This window comes from Hydrogenophaga intermedia (genome assembly GCF_023715105.1).
Lineage (GTDB): Bacteria > Pseudomonadota > Gammaproteobacteria > Burkholderiales > Burkholderiaceae_C > Hydrogenophaga > Hydrogenophaga intermedia_A.
In genome coordinates this window covers 164,629-186,476 of the sequence record NZ_JAMBNO010000006.1, presented here as the reverse complement: position 1 = coordinate 186,476, position 21,848 = coordinate 164,629, and the positions used below count along the sequence as shown (strand labels likewise).

The 21,848-nt window shown below is 68.1% G+C and carries 24 protein-coding genes and 1 tRNA gene; 5 read left to right on the top strand and 20 right to left on the bottom strand.

The features are described from left to right. The first annotated feature begins 67 nt into the window (after positions 1-67). Entirely contained in the window at positions 68-313 is a 246-nt protein-coding gene (locus M3149_RS07650; RefSeq protein WP_251708744.1) for a GlsB/YeaQ/YmgE family stress response membrane protein, read from the top strand. Here M3149_RS07650 and M3149_RS07645 read toward each other — a convergent pair. Beyond that, positions 303-890, bottom strand: coding sequence for a PEP-CTERM sorting domain-containing protein (locus M3149_RS07645; protein ID WP_251708743.1), 588 nt, complete (start codon positions 888-890; stop codon positions 303-305). The two genes, M3149_RS07650 and M3149_RS07645, sit on opposite strands and share 11 nt — an antisense overlap. 209 nt (positions 891-1,099) lie before the next feature. Between M3149_RS07645 and M3149_RS07640 the strand changes: the two genes are divergently transcribed. Then, positions 1,100-2,320 carry an ISL3 family transposase gene (locus M3149_RS07640; RefSeq protein ID WP_251708742.1) on the top strand — a complete coding sequence of 407 codons (1,221 nt, stop codon included), beginning with the start codon at positions 1,100-1,102 and terminating at the stop codon, positions 2,318-2,320. Positions 2,321-2,365: 45 nt separating this feature from the next. Here M3149_RS07640 and M3149_RS07635 read toward each other — a convergent pair. The 6 genes from M3149_RS07635 to tolB form a co-directional block, all read right to left on the bottom strand. Then, positions 2,366-2,441 (bottom strand) — tRNA-Lys (locus M3149_RS07635). A gap of 38 nt (positions 2,442-2,479) precedes the next feature. After that, positions 2,480-3,301, bottom strand: coding sequence for a tRNA threonylcarbamoyladenosine dehydratase (locus tag M3149_RS07630; RefSeq protein WP_251708741.1), 822 nt, complete (start codon positions 3,299-3,301; stop codon positions 2,480-2,482). Beyond that, positions 3,298-4,419, bottom strand: coding sequence for a YeeE/YedE family protein (locus tag M3149_RS07625; protein ID WP_251708740.1), 1,122 nt, complete (start codon positions 4,417-4,419; stop codon positions 3,298-3,300). Before M3149_RS07625 ends, M3149_RS07630 begins: the two co-directional genes overlap by 4 nt. Positions 4,420-4,471: 52 nt before the next feature. Continuing rightward, positions 4,472-5,251 carry a tol-pal system protein YbgF gene (ybgF, locus tag M3149_RS07620; RefSeq protein WP_251708739.1) on the bottom strand — a complete coding sequence of 260 codons (780 nt, stop codon included), beginning with the start codon at positions 5,249-5,251 and terminating at the stop codon, positions 4,472-4,474. An 8-nt stretch (positions 5,252-5,259) separates the two neighbouring features. Then, complete coding sequence (gene pal / locus M3149_RS07615) at positions 5,260-5,817, bottom strand: peptidoglycan-associated lipoprotein Pal (protein WP_251708738.1); 558 nt, start codon at positions 5,815-5,817, stop codon at positions 5,260-5,262. A 68-nt stretch (positions 5,818-5,885) separates the two neighbouring features. Then, a complete protein-coding gene (tolB, locus tag M3149_RS07610) occupies positions 5,886-7,202 on the bottom strand; it encodes a Tol-Pal system beta propeller repeat protein TolB (protein WP_435370731.1) in 1,317 nt (438 codons plus the stop codon). A 177-nt stretch (positions 7,203-7,379) separates the two neighbouring features. Here tolB and msbA point away from each other — a divergent pair, with 177 nt between their 5' ends. Further along, positions 7,380-9,176 carry a lipid A export permease/ATP-binding protein MsbA gene (gene msbA, locus M3149_RS07605; protein WP_251708737.1) on the top strand — a complete coding sequence of 599 codons (1,797 nt, stop codon included), beginning with the start codon at positions 7,380-7,382 and terminating at the stop codon, positions 9,174-9,176. 102 nt (positions 9,177-9,278) lie between these two features. Next, on the top strand, positions 9,279-9,806 hold the full coding sequence (locus tag M3149_RS07600) for a DUF962 domain-containing protein (RefSeq protein ID WP_251708736.1): 528 nt from the start codon (positions 9,279-9,281) through the stop codon (positions 9,804-9,806). A gap of 7 nt (positions 9,807-9,813) precedes the next feature. On the opposite strand, the gene rng is transcribed toward M3149_RS07600, so the two are convergent. From rng to M3149_RS07555, 9 genes are read right to left on the bottom strand one after another with little or no spacing between them, the layout of a single operon-like run. Beyond that, entirely contained in the window at positions 9,814-11,328 is a 1,515-nt protein-coding gene (rng, locus tag M3149_RS07595) for a ribonuclease G (protein WP_251708735.1), read from the bottom strand. A gap of 22 nt (positions 11,329-11,350) precedes the next feature. Then, positions 11,351-11,974, bottom strand: a complete 624-nt coding sequence (locus M3149_RS07590) for a Maf family protein (protein ID WP_251708734.1) — start codon at positions 11,972-11,974, stop codon at positions 11,351-11,353. Next, positions 11,971-12,438, bottom strand: a complete 468-nt coding sequence (gene rlmH / locus M3149_RS07585) for a 23S rRNA (pseudouridine(1915)-N(3))-methyltransferase RlmH (protein WP_251708733.1) — start codon at positions 12,436-12,438, stop codon at positions 11,971-11,973. The genes M3149_RS07590 and rlmH overlap by 4 nt, the downstream gene beginning before the upstream one ends. After that, entirely contained in the window at positions 12,435-13,190 is a 756-nt protein-coding gene (rsfS, locus tag M3149_RS07580; RefSeq protein ID WP_251708732.1) for a ribosome silencing factor, read from the bottom strand. The genes rlmH and rsfS overlap by 4 nt, the downstream gene beginning before the upstream one ends. Next, positions 13,187-13,834, bottom strand: coding sequence for a nicotinate (nicotinamide) nucleotide adenylyltransferase (nadD, locus tag M3149_RS07575; RefSeq protein ID WP_251708731.1), 648 nt, complete (start codon positions 13,832-13,834; stop codon positions 13,187-13,189). The genes rsfS and nadD overlap by 4 nt, the downstream gene beginning before the upstream one ends. Further along, on the bottom strand, positions 13,834-14,751 hold the full coding sequence (gene hemF / locus M3149_RS07570; RefSeq protein ID WP_251708730.1) for an oxygen-dependent coproporphyrinogen oxidase: 918 nt from the start codon (positions 14,749-14,751) through the stop codon (positions 13,834-13,836). The genes nadD and hemF overlap by 1 nt, the downstream gene beginning before the upstream one ends. 2 nt (positions 14,752-14,753) lie before the next feature. Further along, entirely contained in the window at positions 14,754-15,395 is a 642-nt protein-coding gene (locus M3149_RS07565) for a 1-acyl-sn-glycerol-3-phosphate acyltransferase (protein WP_251708729.1), read from the bottom strand. Then, complete coding sequence (purD, locus tag M3149_RS07560) at positions 15,392-16,666, bottom strand: phosphoribosylamine--glycine ligase (protein ID WP_251708728.1); 1,275 nt, start codon at positions 16,664-16,666, stop codon at positions 15,392-15,394. The genes M3149_RS07565 and purD overlap by 4 nt, the downstream gene beginning before the upstream one ends. Next, a complete protein-coding gene (locus M3149_RS07555; RefSeq protein ID WP_251708727.1) occupies positions 16,663-17,388 on the bottom strand; it encodes a YebC/PmpR family DNA-binding transcriptional regulator in 726 nt (241 codons plus the stop codon). Before M3149_RS07555 ends, purD begins: the two co-directional genes overlap by 4 nt. Before the next feature lie 110 nt (positions 17,389-17,498). Here M3149_RS07555 and M3149_RS07550 point away from each other — a divergent pair, with 110 nt between their 5' ends. Next, positions 17,499-19,037 (top strand): helicase HerA-like domain-containing protein, encoded by a 1,539-nt coding sequence (locus tag M3149_RS07550; protein WP_251708726.1) that lies wholly within the window; start codon positions 17,499-17,501, stop codon positions 19,035-19,037. Positions 19,038-19,175: 138 nt separating this feature from the next. Here the strand turns inward: M3149_RS07550 and M3149_RS07545 are convergent, their stop codons facing one another. Genes M3149_RS07545 through M3149_RS07530 form a run of 4 tightly spaced genes read right to left on the bottom strand, consistent with a single transcriptional unit; the run spans position 19,176 to position 21,831 of the window. After that, positions 19,176-19,829 carry a BON domain-containing protein gene (locus tag M3149_RS07545; protein ID WP_251708725.1) on the bottom strand — a complete coding sequence of 218 codons (654 nt, stop codon included), beginning with the start codon at positions 19,827-19,829 and terminating at the stop codon, positions 19,176-19,178. Next, positions 19,826-20,524: a hypothetical protein gene (locus M3149_RS07540; RefSeq protein WP_251708724.1), complete on the bottom strand. Its 699-nt coding sequence runs from the start codon at positions 20,522-20,524 to the stop codon at positions 19,826-19,828. The genes M3149_RS07545 and M3149_RS07540 overlap by 4 nt, the downstream gene beginning before the upstream one ends. 3 nt (positions 20,525-20,527) lie before the next feature. Further along, positions 20,528-20,800 (bottom strand): lipoyl domain-containing protein, encoded by a 273-nt coding sequence (locus tag M3149_RS07535; RefSeq protein WP_251708723.1) that lies wholly within the window; start codon positions 20,798-20,800, stop codon positions 20,528-20,530. Continuing rightward, complete coding sequence (locus tag M3149_RS07530; protein WP_251708722.1) at positions 20,797-21,831, bottom strand: alpha-ketoacid dehydrogenase subunit beta; 1,035 nt, start codon at positions 21,829-21,831, stop codon at positions 20,797-20,799. Before M3149_RS07530 ends, M3149_RS07535 begins: the two co-directional genes overlap by 4 nt. Positions 21,832-21,848 lie beyond the last annotated feature (17 nt).

The window sequence follows — 21,848 nt, the reverse complement described above, 5'->3', positions numbered from 1 at the left end:
CGCGCTACAGTGGACCGCGGCGGCCCCAGGGCCGCCCTCCTCCACAACCCACAGGAAGGCGCGCACCATGATGTCCATTCTCGGCACCCTCTTCATCGGCCTCATCGCGGGTTTCGTGGCCCGCATGCTCAAGCCCGGCAACGACAGCATGGGCTGGATCATGACCGCCGTGCTTGGCGTGGCCGGCTCCTTCGTGGCCAGCTACCTCGGCGCCGCACTCGGCCTCTACGCCCCCGGTCAGGTCGCCGGCTTCATCGCCTCCGTCATCGGCGCCATCCTGATCCTGGTGGTGTGGGGCATGCTCAAGAAGTGACCCTGGCGCCCTCGCCACGGCGCAGCCCCATCAAGCCGACCATGCCCGCGAGCAACAAGGAAAGGACGCCGGGCTCGGGCACTGCGCGCCACACACCGGTGTAGACCGGACGGTTGTCGGGTGTGGTCGGTCCGCGATCCGAGTTCAGGTAACCGGACCAGACGTCCGTCCCGCTCGACGCCATGAAGATGTCGTGATTTTCAGAGTTGGTCCGGATGCTGCCTTGAAGGTAGTCGGTGCCGAACAGCGAGGCTTCCATGAGACACAGCCAGGACGTCTCGCAACGCCCTTCGCTGGTGTTCACGCGGATCTGCAAGGCGTCGAACCCGACGGCCGCGATGTTCTCGTTGACGTAGTACGACGTGACTGGGTCCCACGGCCAACCGGTGGTGAGCACCTGCAACTCGCCAACAGGCGCCGTCATGCTGATCGTCAGGCTGTTGAGTTCGTCGCTCCAGTCCTCGCAGAACAAACCCGAGCAGCCCATCGACGTGACCTGGAACTGGTAAACGGTGGTGGCTTGTGCAGCCCCCACCATGGAGGCGGCCAAGGCAATGGCCGCAAAGAAACTGCGCATTCGTTCTCCTCCTGGGCGGTATCCCGCCATGCCGCCCCACCCGGGCAGCCACGTGAAGCATAGCGCGGCACCGCCAGAACGCATCGCCCAAGCGTGCATGCTGGCCAGGCCCGATACCGCAAAGAAAAAGGTTCATCGGAGATTTTCGGGGACTGAAGGGTGCGTCTCTCCTATGCTGAGGTCTGCATTGACAAGCTATGGGGAGGGGCATGCTGGATCGCAAGACGCTGCAGACACTGGGGTGCTGGAAGGGCTACCAGCTCGAGCAGGTGGAGTGGCCGCAGGAGGAAGGACACACGCTGTCGCTGTACCTCAGGCCGGTGAGCAAGGTCATGCTCTGCGAGCGATGCGGTACGCGCTGCTCACAGGTACACGAGACAACGGTGCGTCGGGTACGCGATCTGCCGTTGTTCGAGTACCGGGTGGTTCTGCATGTGCCGCGTCGCAGGGTGATGTGCGAGCGCTGCGGGGGCCCCCAACTGGAGAAGCTCGATTGGCTGGGGCGCTACCAGAGGGTCACGCAGCGATTTGCCGATGCGTGCGAGAAGCTGCTGCGCTCCAGCAATGTGCAGGCGGTGGCTGCGTTCTTCGACCTGGGCTGGCACACGGTCAAGTCGATCGACAAGGTGCGCTTGCAAGCCAGTGTTGCCGAGCCTGACTGGGCGGCCATCCGTTACCTGGCGATGGACGAGTTTGCCCTGCACAAGGGCCATCGCTACGCGACGGTGGTGGTCGATCCGATATCGCGACAGGTGCTGTGGATCGGGCCGGGGCGCTCACGCGAGACGGCCAGAGCCTTCTTTGAGCAGTTGCCTGCGGGCGTGGCCCAGCGCATAGAGGCTGTGGCCATCGACATGACAACGGCCTACGAACTGGAGATCAAGGCGCATTGCCCTCAGGCCGAGGTGGTCTACGACTTGTTCCATGTCGTGGCCAAGTACGGCAGGGAGGTGATCGACCGGGTCCGGGTAGATCAGGCCAACCGGCTGCGCCATGACCGGCCGGCTCGGCGGGTCTTGAAGTCCAGCCGCTGGCTGCTGCTGCGCAATCGCACCCACCTGCAGCCCGAGCAGTCGGTGCGGTTGCAGGAGTTGCTGGCGGCCAATGAGCCCCTGCTGTGCGTGTACCTGCTGCGCGACGAACTCAAGCGGCTGTGGTTCTACCGCAAACCCGCCTGGGCCACGCGGGCCTGGGAGCAATGGTGCGAGCAGGCCGAGCAAAGCGCCATTCCCGCCTTACAGCTCTTTGCCAAGCGGCTGCAGGGCTATTGGCATGGCATCCTGGCTCGTTGTCGACACCCGCTCAACACCAGCGTGGTCGAGGGCATCAACAACACCATCAAGGTCATCAAGCGCCGAGCCTATGGCTACCGCGATGAGGAGTACTTCTTCCTCAAGATCCGCGCCGCGTTCCCCGGAATTCCTCGATGAACCAAGAAAAAGGCCCTGGTCTTGCGACCAGGGCCTTCTTGTTGGTGGTAGGACGTGGCAGGCTCGAACTGCCGACCAACGGATTAAAAGTCCGCTGCTCTACCAACTGAGCTAACGTCCCACACTCTTCGCCGCTTGCTGTTAGCACGCTGCGAAGCCTCAAATTATAGCGTGCTTTTGAACCCCTTTTGAAGGGGCGTTCACATTTTTGCGCTCGCTGCGCGCGAGCGTGTCGAGAAGCCAGCCGGCCGCGCACAAGCCGAAGGTGGCCGTGACGGTGACGACCGATCCATAGCCGTGGCAGTTGAGCGAACCGTCGCCGCCATCGAGCGCGCACGAAGGATCGGGCGGTGCCACCGCTTCGCGGCTGTGCACACAGGCCACCTGCATGGCGCCGGCGCGCGGCGCGCCGTGGTGCTTGCGCAGGCGGTAGCGCAGTTGCGCCAGCAAGGGGTCGTGCGTGACATCGGCAAGATCGGCGATCTGCACCGCTTCGGCATGGCGTTTGCCACCCGCGGCGCCCACGCTCACGAAGGGAACGCGCTGATCGCGCGCCCACGCGGCCAGGGCGGTCTTGGCACGCACATGGTCGCAAGCGTCGATCACGCCATCGGGCTGCTGCCCGTGCAGCAATGCGGGCCAGTTCTCGCCGTCAACGAATTCATCGATCAGCTCGAGTTCGATGCCCGGGTGAAAGCCGAGGATGCGCTCGCGCATGGCCTCGACCTTGGCCTGCCCAAGCGTGGCATCCGTGGCGTGCACTTGACGGTTGATATTCGATTCGGCCACATGATCGAGATCGATCAGCGTGAGGCGGCGCACGCCGCTGCGCGCGAGCGCCTCTGCCGCCCACGAGCCCACACCCCCGATGCCGACCACCACGGCGTGCGCGTCGAACACCCGCTGCGCGCCCTCGACGCCATAGAGCCGCCGCAGCCCGCCGAAGCGGCGCTCGAACGAGGCGTCGTCGGCAAGGCTCAACCTGCGCGCTCCAGCAGCCACATCTGGAAGCGGAACCCCAGCACCGCACCGGCCATGATGCCGGCTACCGCGATGGCGCTCGTGAGGCTCAGGGTGGACAAGCCCGAAAGACCCTGGCCGACCGTGCAGCCCAGCGCGGTGACGCCACCCACGCCCATGCAGACGGCGCCCACCAGGTGCAGCGCGGTGTCCTGCGTGTCGCGAAACCCTTCCCAACGGAAGCTGTGCTCGATGAGGGCGCAGGCAAGCGAGCCCACCACCACGCCGACCACGGTGACCACGCCGAAGGTGAGCACCTTGGTCGTGTCGCTGAAGAAGATCAGCCAGTCGAGCACGAAGGCCATCGGCGCGGTGAAGGTGAGCGACTCCATGCGCCCGCTGTTGCTGCCGACGTACACCGGCTCCAGCGTCTCGGGGTGCTCGGGCACGAAGCCCAGGTGGCCGCTGACCCACCACATGGCCACGATGGTCAGGCCAATGCCCAGACCCGCGAGCAGGTTGTCAAAGCCGCCGCGGAAGTCGCGCGACCACAGGGCCCAGACGATCAGCGCACCGCCAAGCAGCAGCGCGCAGGCAAGGCCCGCGGTGGCCATGTTCACGCCGAACCCCGCGGCGAGCCATGCCGGCACGGCCGCGCCGGCGGGAATCTCGAAGCTGACCTGATCGACCGTGGCGTTGCGCGCCACGCCGACGATGCCGCGCAAGGTCATGAATGCGGCCAGCCCCATCACCAGGAACACCACCAGCGACTTGAGGCTGCCCGCGCCGATGCGCACCAGCGTCTTGCTGCCGCAACCCGAGGCCAGCACCATGCCGAAACCGAACAGCGCACCGCCGACCAGCGCCGAGAGCCAGATCACGCGACTGCCGGTGTAGAGCGACTTGCCGGTGTCGATGAGCCCGAGCCAGCCGAGCGCGTAGAAACCGATGGCGGCCACGCCCACCGCCATGCCCCACATGCGCATGCGGGTCCAGTCGCCCATGTTGACGATGTCACTGATCGCCCCCATGGTGCAGAAATGGGTGCGTTGGGCAATGAAGCCGAAGGCCGCGGCCACGGCGAAGGCGGCCCACAGGACCGTCTGGTTCAGCGATTGAAAGGCAGCAAGATCGTCCATAGGGCCGCGATTGTAGGTGCGGCCCAGGCACTCCCGCCGCAGCGGGGTTGCGTTACCTCAACCGCGCAAGGCGTTCCTTGGCGGCGGCAGCGGCTTCGCTCTGCGGGTGCAGCTTCACCAGGTCGTCCAGCGTTTTGCGGGCTCCCCGGGTGTCCTTGAGCTCGACCTGGCTGTTGGCCAGGGCCAGCATGGCCTCGGGCGTGCGTGGGTGGTCGGCAAACTCGCGCACCAGGCGCTGGTGGGTGTCCGCCGCATCCTTGTAGGCACGCGCGGCGTACTGCGCGTTGCCCAGCCAGTACAGCGCCACGGGCGTGAAGCCGCTGGTGGGGTGGCGGCGCAGGAAGGCGGTGAAGGCCGCCGAGGCGGCGGGAAACTCGGAGCGGCGCAGCGTGGCCATGGCGGCCTCGAACTCGGCCTTCTCGGCCGGCTGCGCCGTGAAGCTGCGGCCATCGAGCTCGACCTTCACCGGTTCGAACTGACGCAGCCGCTCATCCACGCCGGCCTGCACGTCCTTCTGGGCGCGCTGCAGCTCGGCCACTTCGCGCGCGAGCTGCTCGTTCTGGCCACGCAGGCGCGCGATCTCGCCGCGCAGCTGCTCGATCTGGTTGGCCAGTTCGAGCAGGCTGCGCTTGATGCCGGCATCGTTCTCGGCCGCTGCCTTGGCGGCCGCGTCGGCGGCCAGCCGGTTGGTCTCGACCTGCTGGCGCAGGTCGATGATGGCCTTGCGGGCTTCGTCGTCGCCGAAGATGGCATGCGCCATGGGCGACCACGCACCGCAGAAAGCCACCACCACGGCGGCAGCGAGCGAACGGGATGGGCGCAGCATCGTCATGGGTGGTTTCAGCGGTAAGTGATTTCCACGCGGCGGTTCTTCGACCAGGCCGACTCATCGAAGCCGGTGACGGCGGGCTTTTCCTCGCCGAAGCTCACCGCTTCCATCTGACCGTCCTGCACGCCCAGCAGCGACAGCGCACGGCGCACGGCCTCAGCGCGCTTCTGGCCCAGCGCGAGGTTGTACTCGCGGCCGCCACGCTCGTCGGTGTGGCCTTCGAGCGCCACGCGCACGTTGCGGTTGGCGTTGAGGTAGCGCGCGTTGGCCTCGAGCAGCGCTGCGGAATCGGACTTGACCTCGAAGCTGTCGTAGTCGAAATAGATCACGCGCTGCATGGCCGCGGGCTGGGTGCCGCTGGTGGCCGGCACCTGAACGCCAGCCACGCCGCGTTGATCCACGCCGCTGCCCTGCCCGCCCGCCGCACCGGCACCACCAGCCGCGGTGCCACTGCGGTCGTCGACCGGGGGTTGGTCAAGGCGCACATTGGAGCCGCAGGCCACAAGGACGAACGACGCGATGAGGGTGGCCAGCAGGCCGTTGAAACGACGGAACGAGAAGTGGGACATGGTGCTGCCTGTGGAGAAGGTGAAGTGGAAACGAATCAATCGGTTGCGGGGTGGTTCGGCGCGGGGGGTCAGCGCAGGAACGGGCCCCATTCGGGCTCACGGATGTCGCCCTGGGCGCCCGCCAGACGCGTCTTGATGCGGCCATCGATGGTGGTCGTCATCAGCGCCTCGGCGCCTTTGTCACGCGTGGCGTAGATGATCATGCGGCTGTTGGGGGCGAAGCTCGGGCTCTCGTCGCCGCCGGTCTCGGTGAGCGCGGTCACGGTGCCGGTGGCAAGTTCCATCACGTGCAGACGGAACGCCCCGCTGACGCGCGAGATGAAGGCCAGCCAGCGGCCATCGGGGCTGAGCGCAGGCGAGATGTTGTAGTTGCCGGTGAAGGTGACGCGCTGCGCCCCCCCGCCCTGCGCCGGCATGCGGTAGATCTGCGGTGAGCCACCGCGGTCGCTCACGAAGTAGATCTGCTGGCCGTCGGCGCTGAAAACGGGTTCGGTGTCGATGCTGCTGCTCTGCGACAGGCGCCTGGGTTCGCCGCCGTTGACGTCCATCGCGTAGAGCTGGGCGTTGCCCGAGAGTGAGAGCGTGACCACCAGCGACTTGCCATCGGGCGACCAGGCCGGCGCGCTGTTGGAGCCGCGGAAGTTGGCCAGCAACCGGCGCCGCCCGGAAGCCACCTCGTGCGCATAGATCACGGGCTTGCGCGACTCGAACGAAACGTAGGCGAGCTGACCACCGCCGGGGGCCCAGCTGGGCGAGATGATGGGCTCGGGGCTGGTGAGCGCAGCGCGGGCGTTCTCGCCGTCGGCGTCGGCCACCCACAGGTTGTGGCGGTTGCCGGCCTTGGTGACGTAGGCGATGCGGGTGGAGAAGACACCCTTCTCGCCGGTGATTTTCTCGTAGATGTAGTCGGCGATGCGGTGCGCGGCCAGACGAAGGTCGGTCGCGGCCACCGGGTAGCTCAGGCCGCCGAGGTCGGCGGTGCGCACCACGTCCCAGAGCCGGAAACGCACGTCGAAGCGGCCATCGGCCAGGCGCGTGACGCTGCCGGTGAGCAGGGAATCGGCGCCGCGCTCGCGCCAGGGCGCGAGATCGGGACGCGAGGTTTCATCGAGCGCACCCGCCAGCGGCGGCACGAAGATGAACTGCCCTGAGCGCTCGAGATCGGCCCGCACAATGGCGGCGATGTTCTCGCTGGCCGCGTCGTTGCCGCGGAAGTTGACGGCCGAGAACGGGAAGCGCGTGAGGCCCACGCCGGCCACTTCGACGCGGAACTGCGCCAGGGCGGGCGTGGCCGCCAGCCCCAGCAGGGGCATGGCGGCTACCAGCCCGAGGGCATGCCGGCGCGGCATCCCAGCCTGGGGATGGGGACGGGTCGGTTCGATCATGGTGTTGGGAGGTTCGGGCAGTGAGGGGCGCGGCGCCCGGTGCCCTGAAGACGGACCGGTCGATAATACCGGAGCCTCGTCAGGCGCCCGTGACAAGATGTGAGCCCCGCGGCGCTCTGGATCGCACGACGCCGCGATGGTTCCCGACCCAGGCACCCGACCGCAACCCGACCGCCCTTGACCCCCGACACGTCCACCAACGTTCCCCTGTCCGGCAGCGTGCTGCAGCGCGTGCGGCGGCTGTGGCCGTACTTCCGCGACGCGCGCAAAGGCATCGTGTTCGCGGCGCTGGCAACCGTGGTGGGCGCGCTCACCGAGCCCATGATCCCGGCGTTGCTCAAGACGCTGCTCGACGAGGGCTTCAATGACGGCCGCATTCAGCTGTGGATGGTGCCGGTCGCCTTCATGGGCCTGTTCGGCCTGCGCGGCATGGCCTCCTTCGTGGCGCAGTACGCGCTTTCGTACACCGCCAACACCGGCATGCTCAACATGCGCCGGGCCATGTTTGCCAAGCTCAACGCGGCGCAGCTGTCCTTGTTCAGCCGGCAAAGCGCGAGCAAGCTCTCCAACACCCTGGTGTACGAGGTGCAGACCGGCTCGCAGATGCTGGTGTCCTCGCTGATCACGCTGGCACGCGACAGCCTCACGCTGGTGGCGCTCATGGGCTACCTGCTCTACCTGAACTGGAAGCTCACGCTGATCGTGATCGCCATCTTCCCGGGTCTGGCCTGGATCATGCGCGTGCTCTCCAAGCGGCTGTACCGCCTCACCCGCGCCAGCCAGCAGGCCACCGACGAACTGGCCTACGTGGTGGAAGAAAACGCCCTGGCCCACCGCGTGGTGCGCCTGCACGGCGCGCAGCAGCGTCAGGCCGAACGCTTCGACGTGCTGAGCGTGGCCTTGCGCCGCCTGGCCCTCAAGAGCACGGTGGCCATGGCCGCGATGACGCCTTTCACCCAACTGCTGGCCTCGGCTGCGCTGTCGGCGGTGGTGGCGGTGGCGCTGTGGCAAAGCACCACCTCGGGCGTGACGGTGGGCAACTTCGTGGCCTTCGTCACCGCCATGCTGATGCTGATCGCACCGATCCGCCACCTGGCCGAGATCGCCTCGCCGATCACGCGCGGGCTGGCCGCCCTGGAGCGCGGGCTCGAGCTGATCGAGCAAACGGATGAACAGTCCGGTGGCACGCACACCACCGACCGTGCGCGAGGCGCCATCGCGCTGCAAGGCGTGTGGGTGCGCTACGCCCCCAAGGACGACACCCCACCCGATGGCGAGAACGGCATCGCGCTGCGCGGCATCGACCTCACCATCCGGCACGGCGAGGTGGTGGCCTTCGTGGGCCCCTCAGGCTCGGGCAAGACCACGCTGGTGAACCTGCTGCCCCGCTTCGTGGAGGTCGAACGCGGCTCGGTCACGCTCGACGGCGTGCCCTTGCCCGACTGGGATCTGGGCAGCCTGCGCCGTCAGTTCGCCATGGTCAGCCAGGACGTGGTGATGCTCAACGACACGCTGGCGGCCAACGTGGCCCTGGGCGCGGCCGACGACCAGATCGACGAGGCCCGCGCACGCGCCGCACTCGAATCGGCGAACCTGAGCGAGTTGTTGACCAAGCTGCCCCAGGGCATGCACACCAACGTGGGGCACAACGCCACCGAGCTGTCGGGTGGCCAGCGCCAGCGACTGGCCATCGCACGCGCCATCTACAAAGACGCGCCCATCCTGATCCTCGACGAGGCCACCTCGGCGCTGGACAACGAGTCCGAGCGGCTGGTGCAGGAGGCGCTGGCGCGCCTCATGAAGGGACGCACGACGCTGGTCATCGCGCACAGGCTCTCCACCATCGAGCACGCCGACCGCGTGGTGGTGCTGGCCGATGGCCGGATCATCGAGCAGGGCACGCATGCCGCGCTGCTGGCGGCCGACGGCCTGTACGCGCGCCTGCACGCCCAGGGCCTGAGCACGGCGGGCTGAGCGCGGCAGTGACGTCCGGGCGACCACGGGCCGTGGCTTTCCCGGTTGAGTGCCGCGGGGCGCGGGTGTAAAACACGCCATCCCGTAGCGAGGAGACGTGCGATGAAGACACTCACCGACCAGCTCAGCCAGTACGCGGCCTACCACCGTGACCGGCGCAACATCCTCACCCACTTCGTCGGCATTCCCATGATCGTGATGGCCGTGGCGGTGCTGCTGGCGCGGCCGGTGTTCGGGCAGTGGGGTGGCGTAGCGCTCTCCCCCGCCACGCTGGTGACATTGGCCAGCGTGCTGTACTACCTGCGGCTCGATCTGCGGCTGGGTGTGGTGATGGCGGCGCTGATGGCGCTGTGCCTGTGGTTTGCACAGGCGGTGGCCGCGCAGCCCACCGCCACCTGGCTGGTGGTCGGCATTGGCCTGTTCGTGGTGGGCTGGGTGATCCAGTTCATCGGCCACTACTACGAAGGCCGCAAACCCGCCTTCGTGGACGACATCACCGGCCTGATCATCGGCCCGCTGTTCGTGGTGGCCGAAGCCGGCTTCCTGCTGGGCTTGCGCCGCGAACTGCAGCACGACATCGAAGCGCGTGTCGGGCCGGTGCGTGAAGGATCGGCGGCACGCACCGCCTGAGCATGCGTCAGAGCAGCACGATGTCGTACTGCTCCTGCGTCATCGAGCTTTCGCTTTGCAGCGAGATCGGCTTGCCGATGAATTCGGACAGGCCCGCCAGGTGAGCGCGCTCTTCGTCCAGGAACAACTCCACCACCTTGGGTGATGCCACCACGCGGAACTCGCGCGGGTTGAAGGCACGCGCCTCGCGCAGGATCTCGCGCAGGATGTCGTAGCACACGCTGCGCGCGGTCTTCACCTCGCCCTTGCCGCCGCAGGCCTCGCAGGGCTCGCTCAGCATGTGGGCCAGCGACTCGCGCGTGCGCTTGCGCGTCATCTCCACCAGCCCGAGCTGCGAGAAACTGCCGATCATGGTCTTCACGCGATCGCGGCCGAGCTGCTTGCGGAACTCGGACAACACCGCCTCGCGGTGGTCCTCGCGCGTCATGTCGATGAAGTCGACGATGACGATGCCGCCGAGGTTGCGCAAGCGCAGCTGGCGCGCGATGGCCTGCGCGGCCTCCAGATTGGTGCGGAACACCGTGTCGTCGAAGTTGCGCGCGCCCACGAAGCCACCGGTGTTCACGTCCACCGTGGTCAGCGCCTCGGTCTGGTCGATCACGAGGTAGCCGCCGGATTTGAGGTCCACGCGGCGGCCGAGCGCGCGCGCGATCTCCTCGTCCACGTTGTAGAGGTCGAAGATCGGACGCTCGCCGCTGTAGTGCTGCAGCTTGGCCACGGTGTCGGGCATGAACTCGGCGGCAAAACCCTGCAACAGACCGTGCTGCTCGCGCGAGTCGATGCGGATCGACTGCGTCTCGGCGCTCGTGAGGTCGCGCAGCACGCGCTGGATGAGGTTCAAATCCTCGTGCAGCAAGGTGGCGCTGGGTTGGCTCAGGGCCGCCTGCTTGATCCGCAGCCAGGTCTTGCGCAGGTAGGCCACGTCATCGGCGAGCTCCTGGTCGCTCGCGTCCTCGGCGTTGGTGCGCAGGATGAAGCCGCCCGTGGGGGAGCCGTCGGTGGTGGCGGTGAGCTGTTGCAGGCGCGCGCGCAGGGCCTCGCGCTGTGCCAGCGGGATCTTCTGCGACACACCGATATGGCTGTCTTGCGGCAGAAACACCAGCAGACGCCCGGCGATGCTGATCTGCGCCGTGAGCCGGGCGCCCTTGGTGCCGATCGGGTCTTTGAGCACCTGCACCATCAGCGCCTGGCCTTCGAAAATCTGCTTCTCGATCGGCAACACCGGGTTGGGGGCCAGCACCTGCGGCGCACCCTCGGCACTGGGTGCGCGCGGCGCGGCATGCTTGGCCTGGATGTTGGGCATCAGATCGGCCACGTGCAGGAAGGCCGCGCGGTCCAACCCGATGTCCAGGAACGCGGACTGCATGCCCGGCAGCACACGCGAGACCTTGCCGAGGTAGATGTTGCCGACCAGGCCGCGCTCGAGCGTGCGCTCGATGTGTACCTCCTGCACCGCACCCTGCTCCACCACGGCCACGCGCGTCTCCTGCGGAGACCAGTTGATCAGGATGTCCTGGTTCATGGGGTGCTCGAAAGTATCGGCGTCAGAGGATGGGCAGGCCCGCGGCGCGCAGCAACTGCGCGGTTTCGAACGCGGGCAGGCCGATGATGCCTGTGTGGCTGCCATGGATGCGGCGCACCCACAGGCCCGCGTGGCCCTGGATCGCGTACGCGCCGGCCTTGCCCATGGGCTCGCCGCCCGCCACGTAGCGGCGTATCTGCGTCGCCGTGAGCGTGTCGAACGTGACGGTGGACGTGGAAAGCGCGGCCCAGCGTTGGCCGCCCTTGGCGAACTTTGCGGCCTTGCCCACCGCCACCGCGGTAAGCACCCGGTGCTCTCGGCCTGACAGATCGGCCAGCATGCGGCGCGCCTCGGCGGCATCGGCCGGTTTGCCCAGGATGCGTCGACCAAGCGCCACGGTGGTGTCCGCGCACAGCACGGGCGCCGGCGGCAGGCCACGGCGCTTGAGGCGCTGCATGGCCGCATCCAGCTTGAGCGCGGTGACCCGCTGCACATAGGCCGCAGGCGCTTCGTTGGGCTTGACCGCCTCCAGCGATTCAGCGTCCTCGTCGGCGTCGGGCAGCAGCAGTTCGTGCGCCACGCCCCACTGCGTGAGCAGTTCGCGACGGCGCGGGCTTTGCGAGGCCAGGTAGACGAACGGCTTCATTCGCGGTGGTAGGGGTGGTTCGCGTTGATCGACCACGCACGGTAGAGCTGCTCGATCAGGAGCACGCGCACCATGGCGTGCGGCAGCGTGAGGTCGGACAGACGCACGCGTTGGTGCGCGGCGTCACGGAATGCGGGGTCCAGGCCGTCGGGCCCGCCGATGATGAGTGCCACGTCGTCACCGCCCTGCTGCCACTGGCGCAGCTGCTGCGCGAGCGCTTGCGTGGTGAGCGCGGTGCCGCGCTCGTCGAGCGCCACGATGCGAGCGCCGCGAGGTATGGCGGCCTCGATGCGCTGGCGCTCCGCGGCCCAGAGCGTCTCGACGGTCTTGGAGCCTCGCGGTTCGGTCTTGACGGCCTTGAGCTCGACGCGCAGCTCGGGCGGGAAGCGTTTGGCGTAATCGTCGTAGGCGGTCTGGGCCCAGTCGGGCACCTTCTGCCCGACCGCGACGATCACGAGTTTCATGTCTTCTTCTTGACGGCGGGCTTGGCCGCCTTGCGCGCGGCGGGCGCCGCGGCCTTGGGCGAGGCCTTCTTCTTGGTGGCGGGCGCGTTCACGACCACCTTGGGCAGCGCGGCGCGCGGCTTGGCGGACTTGCCGGCGGGCTTGGCGACCGTCTTGCCGGCGGGCTTGGCACTGCGCGAGCTGCCGGCTGCAGGCTTGGCCGACGAACTGGTCGACGCTCGCTTGCCGGCAGGCGCCGCTCGACCTGCGCCGCGGGGTAAGGGCTTGGGCGCCGCGGCGGCAGCCTTCTTCGCCGGCGCCTTGCGCGCCGGGGCCTTCGCAGGCGCGGCATCGTCCGCAGCCGCCTTGGTACGGGGTTTGGCAGCGCCGGCAGCGGCCTTGGCCGCGGCCTTCAGGCGCACCGGCTTGGCACCCCAGATCTCTTCGAGCCGGTAGTACTGGCGGATCACGGGCTGCATCACGTGCGCCACGGCCTGGCCGCAGTCCACGATGATCCACTCGCCGTTGTCCTCGCCCTCGATGCGGGGCTTGTCGAAACCGGCCTCTCGCACGGCGTCGCGCACGCTGGCGGCCAGCGCCTTGGTCTGGCGGTTGGAGGTGCCGCTGGCGATGATCACGCGCTCGAACAGCGGTGAGAGTTCTTCGGTGTTGAAGACCACGATGTCCTGGCCTTTGACATCCTCCAGGCCCTCCACGATGGCCTTCTGCAGTTTCTGGATGTCTTTTTTCGCGGCGGATTCGCTGGTCGTCATGAAGCGGTCTGGTAAAGGTGATGCTGCGAAATATAGCCTGCGACCGCACCCGGGACCAGCACGTCCAGGGGCGGCCCGTCGGCGGCGCCGCCAGCCAGGCGGGCGCGCACCGCGGTGGCGCTGAGGTGTTGCAGCGGCATGTCCAGCCGCTCGAAGGGGATGTCGACGCCCGAAAGATCGGTCTCGGGCGCCTCGCCCAGCAGCGCCTGGGCGCCGATGCTGGTGGGCCGGTTGGCCACCGCGAGGGTGGCCTGCGCCAGCACGTCCTGCCAGCGCACCCAGCTCTTGAAGGCCAGCAACTGGTCGGCGCCCAGCACCAGGAACAACTGCGCGGCGGGGTATTCGGCGCGCAACTCGGCCAGCGTGTCGGCGGTGTAGCTCGGCCCGGGGCGCTCGGTCTCGCGCACGTCGATGCGCACGCGCGGCAGGTCGCCGAAGGCGAGTTCGCACATGGCAATGCGGTGATGGGCCGGCAGCAGCGCACGCGACTTGTGCCACGCGTGGCCGGTGGGCAGCACGTGCAGGCGGTCGAGTTGCAGTTGTTCGATGGCGGCCTCGGCGAGCGCCCGGTGCGCGCCATGCGGCGGGTCGAAGGCGCCACCGAACATGCCGACGCGGCGGATCGCGGCGGGCGCGTCGGCCATCAGACCCAGTCCTTGCGCACCAGGAACTCGCGGTACAGCCGGTCCTCCGGCGTGCCCTTCTTGGTCTTGCGGTTGTAGGCCCAGCTCACCAACGGCGGCATGGACAGCAGGATCGATTCGCTGCGGCCGCCCGATTGCAGGCCGAAGTGGGTGCCACGGTCCCACACCAGGTTGAACTCGACGTAGCGGCCGCGACGGTAGAGCTGGAAGCTGCGCTCGCGCTCACCGTAGGGGGTGTTCTTGCGCCGGTCCACGATCGGCAGGTAGGCGTCGAGGAAGGCGTCACCCACCGAACTCATCATGGCAAAGCTGCCGTCGAAGCCGAGCTCGGAGAAGTCGTCGAAGAACACGCCGCCGATACCGCGCTGTTCGTCGCGGTGCTTGAGGTAGAAGTACTCGTCACACCACTTCTTGAACCGCGGGTACTTGTCAACACCGAAGGGGTCGAGCGCGCTCTTGCAGGTGCGGTGGAAGTGCACCGCGTCGTCCTCGTCGCCGTAGTACGGGGTGAGGTCCATGCCACCGCCGAACCAGCACACCGGTTCGCCGCCCTTGGGGGTGGCGGCAATCATGCGCACGTTCATGTGCACCGTGGGCACGTAGGGGTTGCGCGGGTGGAACACCAGCGAAACGCCCATGGCCTCGAACGGTGCCCCCGCCAGCTCGGGCCGGTGCTGCGTGGCCGAGGGCGGCAATTGCGGCCCACTCACGTGCGAGAAGCCGCAGCCGGCGCGTTCGAAGACGGCGCCGTCCTCGAGGATCTGGGTGATGCCTTCGCCCTGCAGCTTCTCGCCGGGCGGCTTCTTCCAGCGATCGACCACGAAGCGGCCACCGTCCACCATCGCCACGGTGGAGGTGATGCGCTCCTGCAGATCGATCAGGTACTCGCGGACGGTGACGATGGGTTGGTCGGGCATGTTCACACCGTATCGGCAGTCAGACGCTTGGGCAAGGGCTGCACGGGGCTGGCTTTCCCGGGTTGAAAACCGCGCACGCCCGCAAAACCCTGGGCGATGCGGGCGTAATCGGCGGCACTGTCACCGCTCAGCAGCAGGAAGTCGTGCACCCGCACCTGGCGTTGGCCGTAGTCGAGCACCACCAGTGCCAGCGGCACGCCGGCACCCAGCGCCACTTGGTAGAAGCCGCTGCGCCAGCCTTCGGTGCGCCGGCGCGTGCCCTCGGGCGAGAGCGCCAGCCACAGCAGCTCGTCACGCGCCACGGCCTCGCGCATGGTGTGCACCATGGCGCCCACAGCGCCGCGCGGTGAATGGCGTTCGATCGGCATGCCGCCCAACCAGCGCAGCCAGCGGCCGAACAGCGGCACGTCGAACAGCGTGTCCTTGCCCCAGAAGCGCACCGGAATGCCGATGCTCCACTTGGCGAGCACGCCGACCACGAAATCCCAGTTGCTGGTGTGCGGGTAGACGATGGCCACGCCCTGGCGGGCGGGAAAACCGTCCTCGATGACGCGCCAGCCCGCCAGCGCCAGCAGCGCGCGCGCCAGGCGCGAACCACGAAAGCGCACCGGATGCGGTGGCGCCAGGAGCGCGGGCGTGCTCAAAGCGCGCGAAAACCGATGTCGCGACGGCACTGCATGCCGTCGAAATGCACCGCGTCGACCACGGCATAGGCACGTTGCCGCGCCAGCGCCACGGTATCGGCCAGCGCCGTCACGCACAGCACGCGCCCGCCCGAGGCGCGCACGGTGTCGCCGTCCAGCGCGGTACCGGCGTGGAACACCATGCGGTCAGCCTCGTCGGCCGGCAGGCCGGTGATGGCGTCGCCCTTGCGCGGGTCCATGGGGTAGCCAGCCGCAGCCATGACCACGCCCAGCGCAACACGCGGATCCCAATCCAATTGCACGCGATCCAGTTCGCCTCGCGTGGCGGCCAGCAGCACCTGCGCGAAGTTGCTGCGCAGCCGCATCATGATGGGCTGGGTCTCCGGGTCGCCCATGCGGCAGTTGAACTCCAGCGTCTTGACCGCGCCGTCGGGCGTGATCATGAGGCCTGCGTACAGGAAACCGGTGTACGGAATGCCGTCGGCCTTCATGCCGCGCAGCGTGGGAAGGATCACCTCGTCCATGGCGCGCTGGTGCACCGCGGGCGTGACTACCGGCGCGGGCGAGTACGCGCCCATGCCACCCGTGTTGGGGCCCTGGTCGGCGTCTTTCAGGCGCTTGTGGTCCTGGCTGGTGGCCAGTGCCAGCGCGTGTTCACCGTCGCACAGCACGATGAAGCTGGCCTCTTCGCCCTGCAGGAACTCCTCGATGACGACGCGCGCGCCGCCTTCGTTGTGCGCCACACCGAGCTTGTTGTCGAGCAGCATGAAGTCGATCGCCTCGTGCGCCTCGGCCAGCGTCATGGCCACCACCACGCCCTTGCCCGCGGCCAGGCCGTCGGCCTTGATGACGATCGGCGCCCCCTTGGCGTCCACGTAGGCGTGGGCCTTGGCTGCGTCGGTGAAGGTCTGGTAGTCGGCCGTGGGAATGCCGTGGCGCTGCATGAAGGCCTTGCTGAAGGCCTTGGAGCTCTCCAGCTGCGCGGCCTTTTGCGTGGGGCCGAAGATGGCCAGACCGTGGGCCCGGAACTCGTCGACCACGCCCGCCGCCAGCGGTGCCTCGGGGCCCACCACGGTGAGCTCGATGCCGTTGGCCTGCACCCATTCGCGCAGCTTGACCTTGTCGGTGATGGGAAGGTTGGTGAGTTGCGGATCGCGCGCCGTGCCGGCGTTGCCGGGCGCCACGAAGACCTGCTCCACACCCTCGGATTGCTTCAGGCGCCAGGCGAGCGCATGCTCGCGGCCGCCACCGCCGATGACGAGAACTTTCATTCCGAGATTTCTGCGTTGTGGAAGACGTTCTGCACGTCGTCCAGGTCTTCGAGCACTTCCAGCAGTTTTTGCATGCGGGCGCCGTCTTCGCCGCTGAGGGCGACGGTGTTCTCCGCGCGCATGGTGACCTCGGCGATCTCGGGCTTGAGGCCTTTGGCCTCCAGTGCGTTCTTCACCGCCTCGAAGTCGGCCGGCGCTGTCAGCACCTCGATGGCGCCGTCGTCGTCGGTGATGACGTCCTCGGCGCCGGCCTCCAGCGCCACCTCCATCACCGCGTCTTCCGAGGTACCGGGTGCGAAGATCAGTTGGCCGCAATGCTTGAACTGGAACGACACCGACCCTTCGGTGCCCAGGTTGCCGCCGTACTTGCTGAACGCATGGCGCACCTCGGCCACGGTGCGCACGCGGTTGTCGGTCATGGTGTCCAGGATCACCGCGGCGCCGCCGATGCCGTAGCCCTCGTAACGGATTTCCTCCAGCGCCAGGCCTTCGAGCGTGCCGGAGGCCTTGTCCACGTTGTACTTGATGCGGTCGGCCGGCATGTTGGCCGCCTTGGCCTTCTCGATCGCCAGCCGCAGGCGCGGGTTCATGGCGGGGTCACCGCCGCCGCTGCGCGCGGCCACCGTGATCTCGCGGATCACACGGGTCCAGATCTTGCCCCGCTTCTCGTCCTGGCGGCCCTTGCGGTGCTGGATGTTGGCCCATTTGCTGTGTCCGGCCATGGATGCGTCCTTGTGGTGCCTGTTGGCTTTGATCTAATGAGCACGCGATTTTACGATTGCGCCTGACCCGACCCTCCAGCTCCGCCCCACCCACCCACAAGGATCGCCCCATGGCCGAACCGCTGCTGATCGCCAAGAACGCCCTGACCACCTGCCAGTTGCTGCCCGGTCTGGCCAACCGCCACGGGCTCATCACCGGCGCCACCGGCACCGGCAAGACGGTCACGCTGCAGGGACTGGCCGAGGGGTTCTCTCGTATCGGGGTGCCGGTGTTCATGGCCGACGTGAAGGGCGACCTCACCGGCATCAGCCAGACCGGAAAGATCGGCGAGAAGATGGCCGGCATCCTGAAGGACCGCGGCATCGACCTGCCCCAACCCACCGAATGCCCGACCACGCTGTGGGACGTGTTTGGCGAACAGGGCCACCCGGTGCGCGCCACCGTGAGCGACATGGGCCCGCTGCTGCTGGCACGCATGCTCAACCTCAACGACACGCAGACCGGCGTGCTCAACCTGATCTTCAAGATCGCCGACGACAACGGCCTGCTGCTGCTCGACATGAAGGACCTGCGGGCCATGCTGCAGCACGTGGGCGACAACGCCAAGCAGTTCACCACCGAGTACGGCAACATCAGCGCGGCCTCCATCGGCGCCATCCAGCGCGGGCTGATGCAGGTGGAAGAACAAGGTGGCGACAAGTTCTTCGGCGAACCCATGCTCGACATCGCCGACTTCATGCAGACCGTGGACGGCAAGGGGGTGATCAACATCCTCACAGCCGACAAGCTGCTGAACTCGCCGCGCCTGTACGCCACGTTTCTGCTGTGGATGCTCTCGGAGTTGTTCGAGACGCTGCCCGAGATCGGCGACCCGGAGAAGCCCAAGCTGGTGTTCTTTTTCGACGAAGCGCACCTGCTGTTCAACGAGGCGCCCAAGGTGCTGGTCGAGCGCATCGAACTGGTGGTGCGCCTGGTGCGCTCCAAGGGCGTGGGCGTTTATTTCGTGACGCAGAACCCGCTCGATATCCCGGACAGCGTGCTGGGCCAGCTGGGCAACCGCGTGCAACACGCGCTGCGCGCCTTCACCCCGCGCGACCAGAAGGCAGTCAAGGCCACCGCACAGACCATGCGGCCCAAGGCGGGGCTCGACATCGAGGCGGCGATCACCGAGCTTGCGGTGGGCGAGGCACTGGTGAGCTTTCTCGACGCCAAGGGCCGACCCTGCGAGACGGAGCGGGCCTACGTGATCCCGCCAGGCAGCCAGATCGGCCCGATCACGCCCGAGCAGCGCCAGGCGCTCATCAAGGGCTCGTTGGTGGCCGGCACGTACGAAAAGACGCTCGATCGCGAAAGCGCCTACGAGATGTTCCGCGCCCACGCCGGTGCACGCGTTGAAGCGGCGGCCGAGGAAGCCTCGGACAAGCCCGCCGCCAGAACGCCGCGCATCCCGGGCGCCACCAAGGAAGCGCCGGCCGAAGAAAAGAGCGTCATCAACGAGGTGCTGTTCGGCCGCACCGGCCCGCGCGGAGGCCAGTACGACGGCCTGGTGCAGACCATGGCCAAGACCGCTGCGCGCACGGTGGCCAGCGGCCTGGGCCGACAGATCCTGCGCGGCGTGCTGGGCGGCCTGCTCGGCGGCAAGCGCTGAGGCAGCGCAGCCACCGATCAGCTCGCGCTGCATGTCCACGACTGCGGTACTCGGTTGTTGCCCGTCGTTGTGTTCCAGCGCCCCGCGTGCTGCCGTCTCCTGGATGCGGCGCTTGGCCGCGAACACCCTTGTGTGGCCTCAGACAGCCACGTCAAGCTGGTCGATGACGCGTGAGACGCCCTGCGCCGCGAAGGCCGTGCCGACGGCGGCTTGCCGCTCGGCCAGCGAATCGACCGTGCCACGCAGCGTGACCACACCGCCCTCCACCTCCACGGCGATGCGCCGGGCCTCACGCCGGGCATGGCGCTCCAGCGCCGAGGTGATCTCGCGCGAGATCTCGCTGGCGTTGGCGCGCGGCTTGATCGTGATGTCGTTGGTGACGCCGCGCACGCCCACGAGCGGGCGCACCGATTGCTCGGCGCTGGCGCGCTGGTAGGCCCAGTCCACCTCGCCGCTCAGGCGCACCCAGCCGTCTTCGACCTCCACCTTCACGCGGTCGTCCGGTACCAGCGAATGCCAGTGCATGGCGTGCGCCGCCGCCTGGGCGATCTCGCTGTCGGTGCGCGCGTGGCCCGGGGCCAGCCGGACCTCCAGATCGAGCGCAATGCCGCGCACGCCCGCCACACGGCGCACCGCACGCTCCACCGCGTGTTTCTGCACGTAGGTGTCCAGCGTGCCGCTGAGCGTGACGATGCCGTTGCGCACGGCCACGCCGATGTTGGCGGCGTTGACCGCCGGGTCCCAGGCCAGCTCGGCCGTCACGTCCTTCTTCAGTTGCTCGTCGGTCTTCATGCCATCGCTCCTGTGTCGCGCCTGCGCGGGCCGTTGGAGGCCATCGCCGCAGCGTTTGCAGGCCATGTTGGCAACGCACGCGTCCCGGGAGTTGACGCGGCGCAAGTTCCGGCCTTCGCCACGCCCTGCTGCAGACGGGTGGTCAGCTCGGCGGCCCAGCGCGTCGCATCGGGCGCGTGGCCCAGGCAGGCCTGCACGGTCGTGGTGGACTGCGCCAGCGCCTGCGCGTGCTCGCCCCGACGGTTGAGCTCGCGGCACAGCATCGACCACGGCACCGGGCTCAGCAAGGTGCCCGACCACAGCTGCACCCGATCACGCCGCCACGTTTGCGCAATGCCGGTGAGCTTGAGCCCGTCCACCAGCACCTCACCGGGCGCGCGGCCCGCAAAGCACGCCCAGTGTGCAGACACGGGCCCCTCGTGGCATTGCGCGTCGATGCCGTGCGCGCGCAGCCAATCGCGGTGCAGCGCGCCGAACCACAGGGCTGCGGCCACCGGGCCACCGCGTACGCAGGGATGCCCCGCCGGCAGCACCACCACGGCGCGCAGCAACCAGGGCCCGAGCAACACCGCGCCGCCGCCGCTGGCGCGCAGGCGCCTGGGCAGCAACGCCGTGGTGGCCTCGGCGTGCTGCGCCCGCCCGAGCGACAAGCCCGCGTGGGTGGACACGCCCGCCCGTGCCAGCGGCGTTTGCATGGTTCACCCCACCGCGAGCCGGCCCACCGCCTGCTCGCGCGCGAAGTTCGCGCCTGCGGGCACCAGCACGCGTTCCAGCACGCCGGCCACCGGCGACACGATCTCCAGCGTGCTCTTGACGAGCACAGCCTGCGCCAGCGGCTGGCCCGCGCTCACCGGCGTGCCCTCGGCCACCAGCCAGCGCTCGAGCAGAGCCTGCACGCCGGCCTCCACCCCGGCCCAGCTCTCGGGCGGCAGCCGCAATTCCAGCGTGCGGGCATTCGCCGCTGTGGTCATGCCGCCACCTTGAGCTTTGCGTCCACCAGCTCGCAGCAGGCCTCGACGATGCGCGTCACCGAGGGGATCACCGCCTGCTCCAGCGGGCGGCTGTAAGGAATGGGCACGTTGGGCACGCCCAGACGGCGGATCGGCGCGGCCAGCGCGATCTCGTCCATGTGTTCGGCCACCACGGCGGCAATCTCGCCCGACAAGCCGAAGCCGAGGTAGTCCTCGTCCACGATCAACAACCGGCCGGTCTTGCCGACCGAGCGCAGCACGGCCGGCGTGTCCAGCGGCACAAGGGTGCGCAGGTCGATCACTTCGGCTTCAATGCCCTGCGTGTGCAGGGTGCGCGCGGCCAGCAGGGCCTTGTGCACCATCTGGCTCAGCGTCACGATGGTCACGTGCCGACCTTCGCGCACCACGGCGGCCTGGCCGAAGGGCACGGTGTAGGGCTCCTCGGGCACCACCGTGCTCGCGCCCTCGTGGTATTGCATCCACGGCAGGCCCATGATGCCCTTGTGGAAGAAGTACATGACCGGGTTGTCGTCACGGATGGCCTGGATCATCAGGCCCTTGGCGTCGTGCGCGTTGGAGGGCACCACCACCTTGAGGCCCGGCATGTGCGCAAAGGTCGAATACAGACATTGCGAGTGCTGGGCTGCATCGCCGTAGCCGCCACCGATGGCCGTCATCAGCACCACTGGCAGCTTGACGTTGCCGCCCGACATGTAGGGGTTCTTCGCCAGGTGGTTGTAGATCTGGTCCATGCAGACGCCGAAGAAGTCCACAAACATCAACTCGGCAATCGGTCGCAGGCCCTCGGCCCCTGCACCCGTGGCCGCGCCGATGAAAGCGCTCTCCGAAATCGGCGTGTCGCGGATGCGCTCGGGTCCGAAACGGTCCAGCAGGCCGCTGGTGGCGCTGAAGATGCCACCGTAGCGGCCGATGTCCTCGCCCATCGCGAAGACGCGCGGATCGCGCTCCATTTCCTGGCCGATCGCCTCCGCAATGGCCTGGGCCATGGTCAGCGTGCGTGAAGTGCTCATGGGGGGTCTCCTGGCGG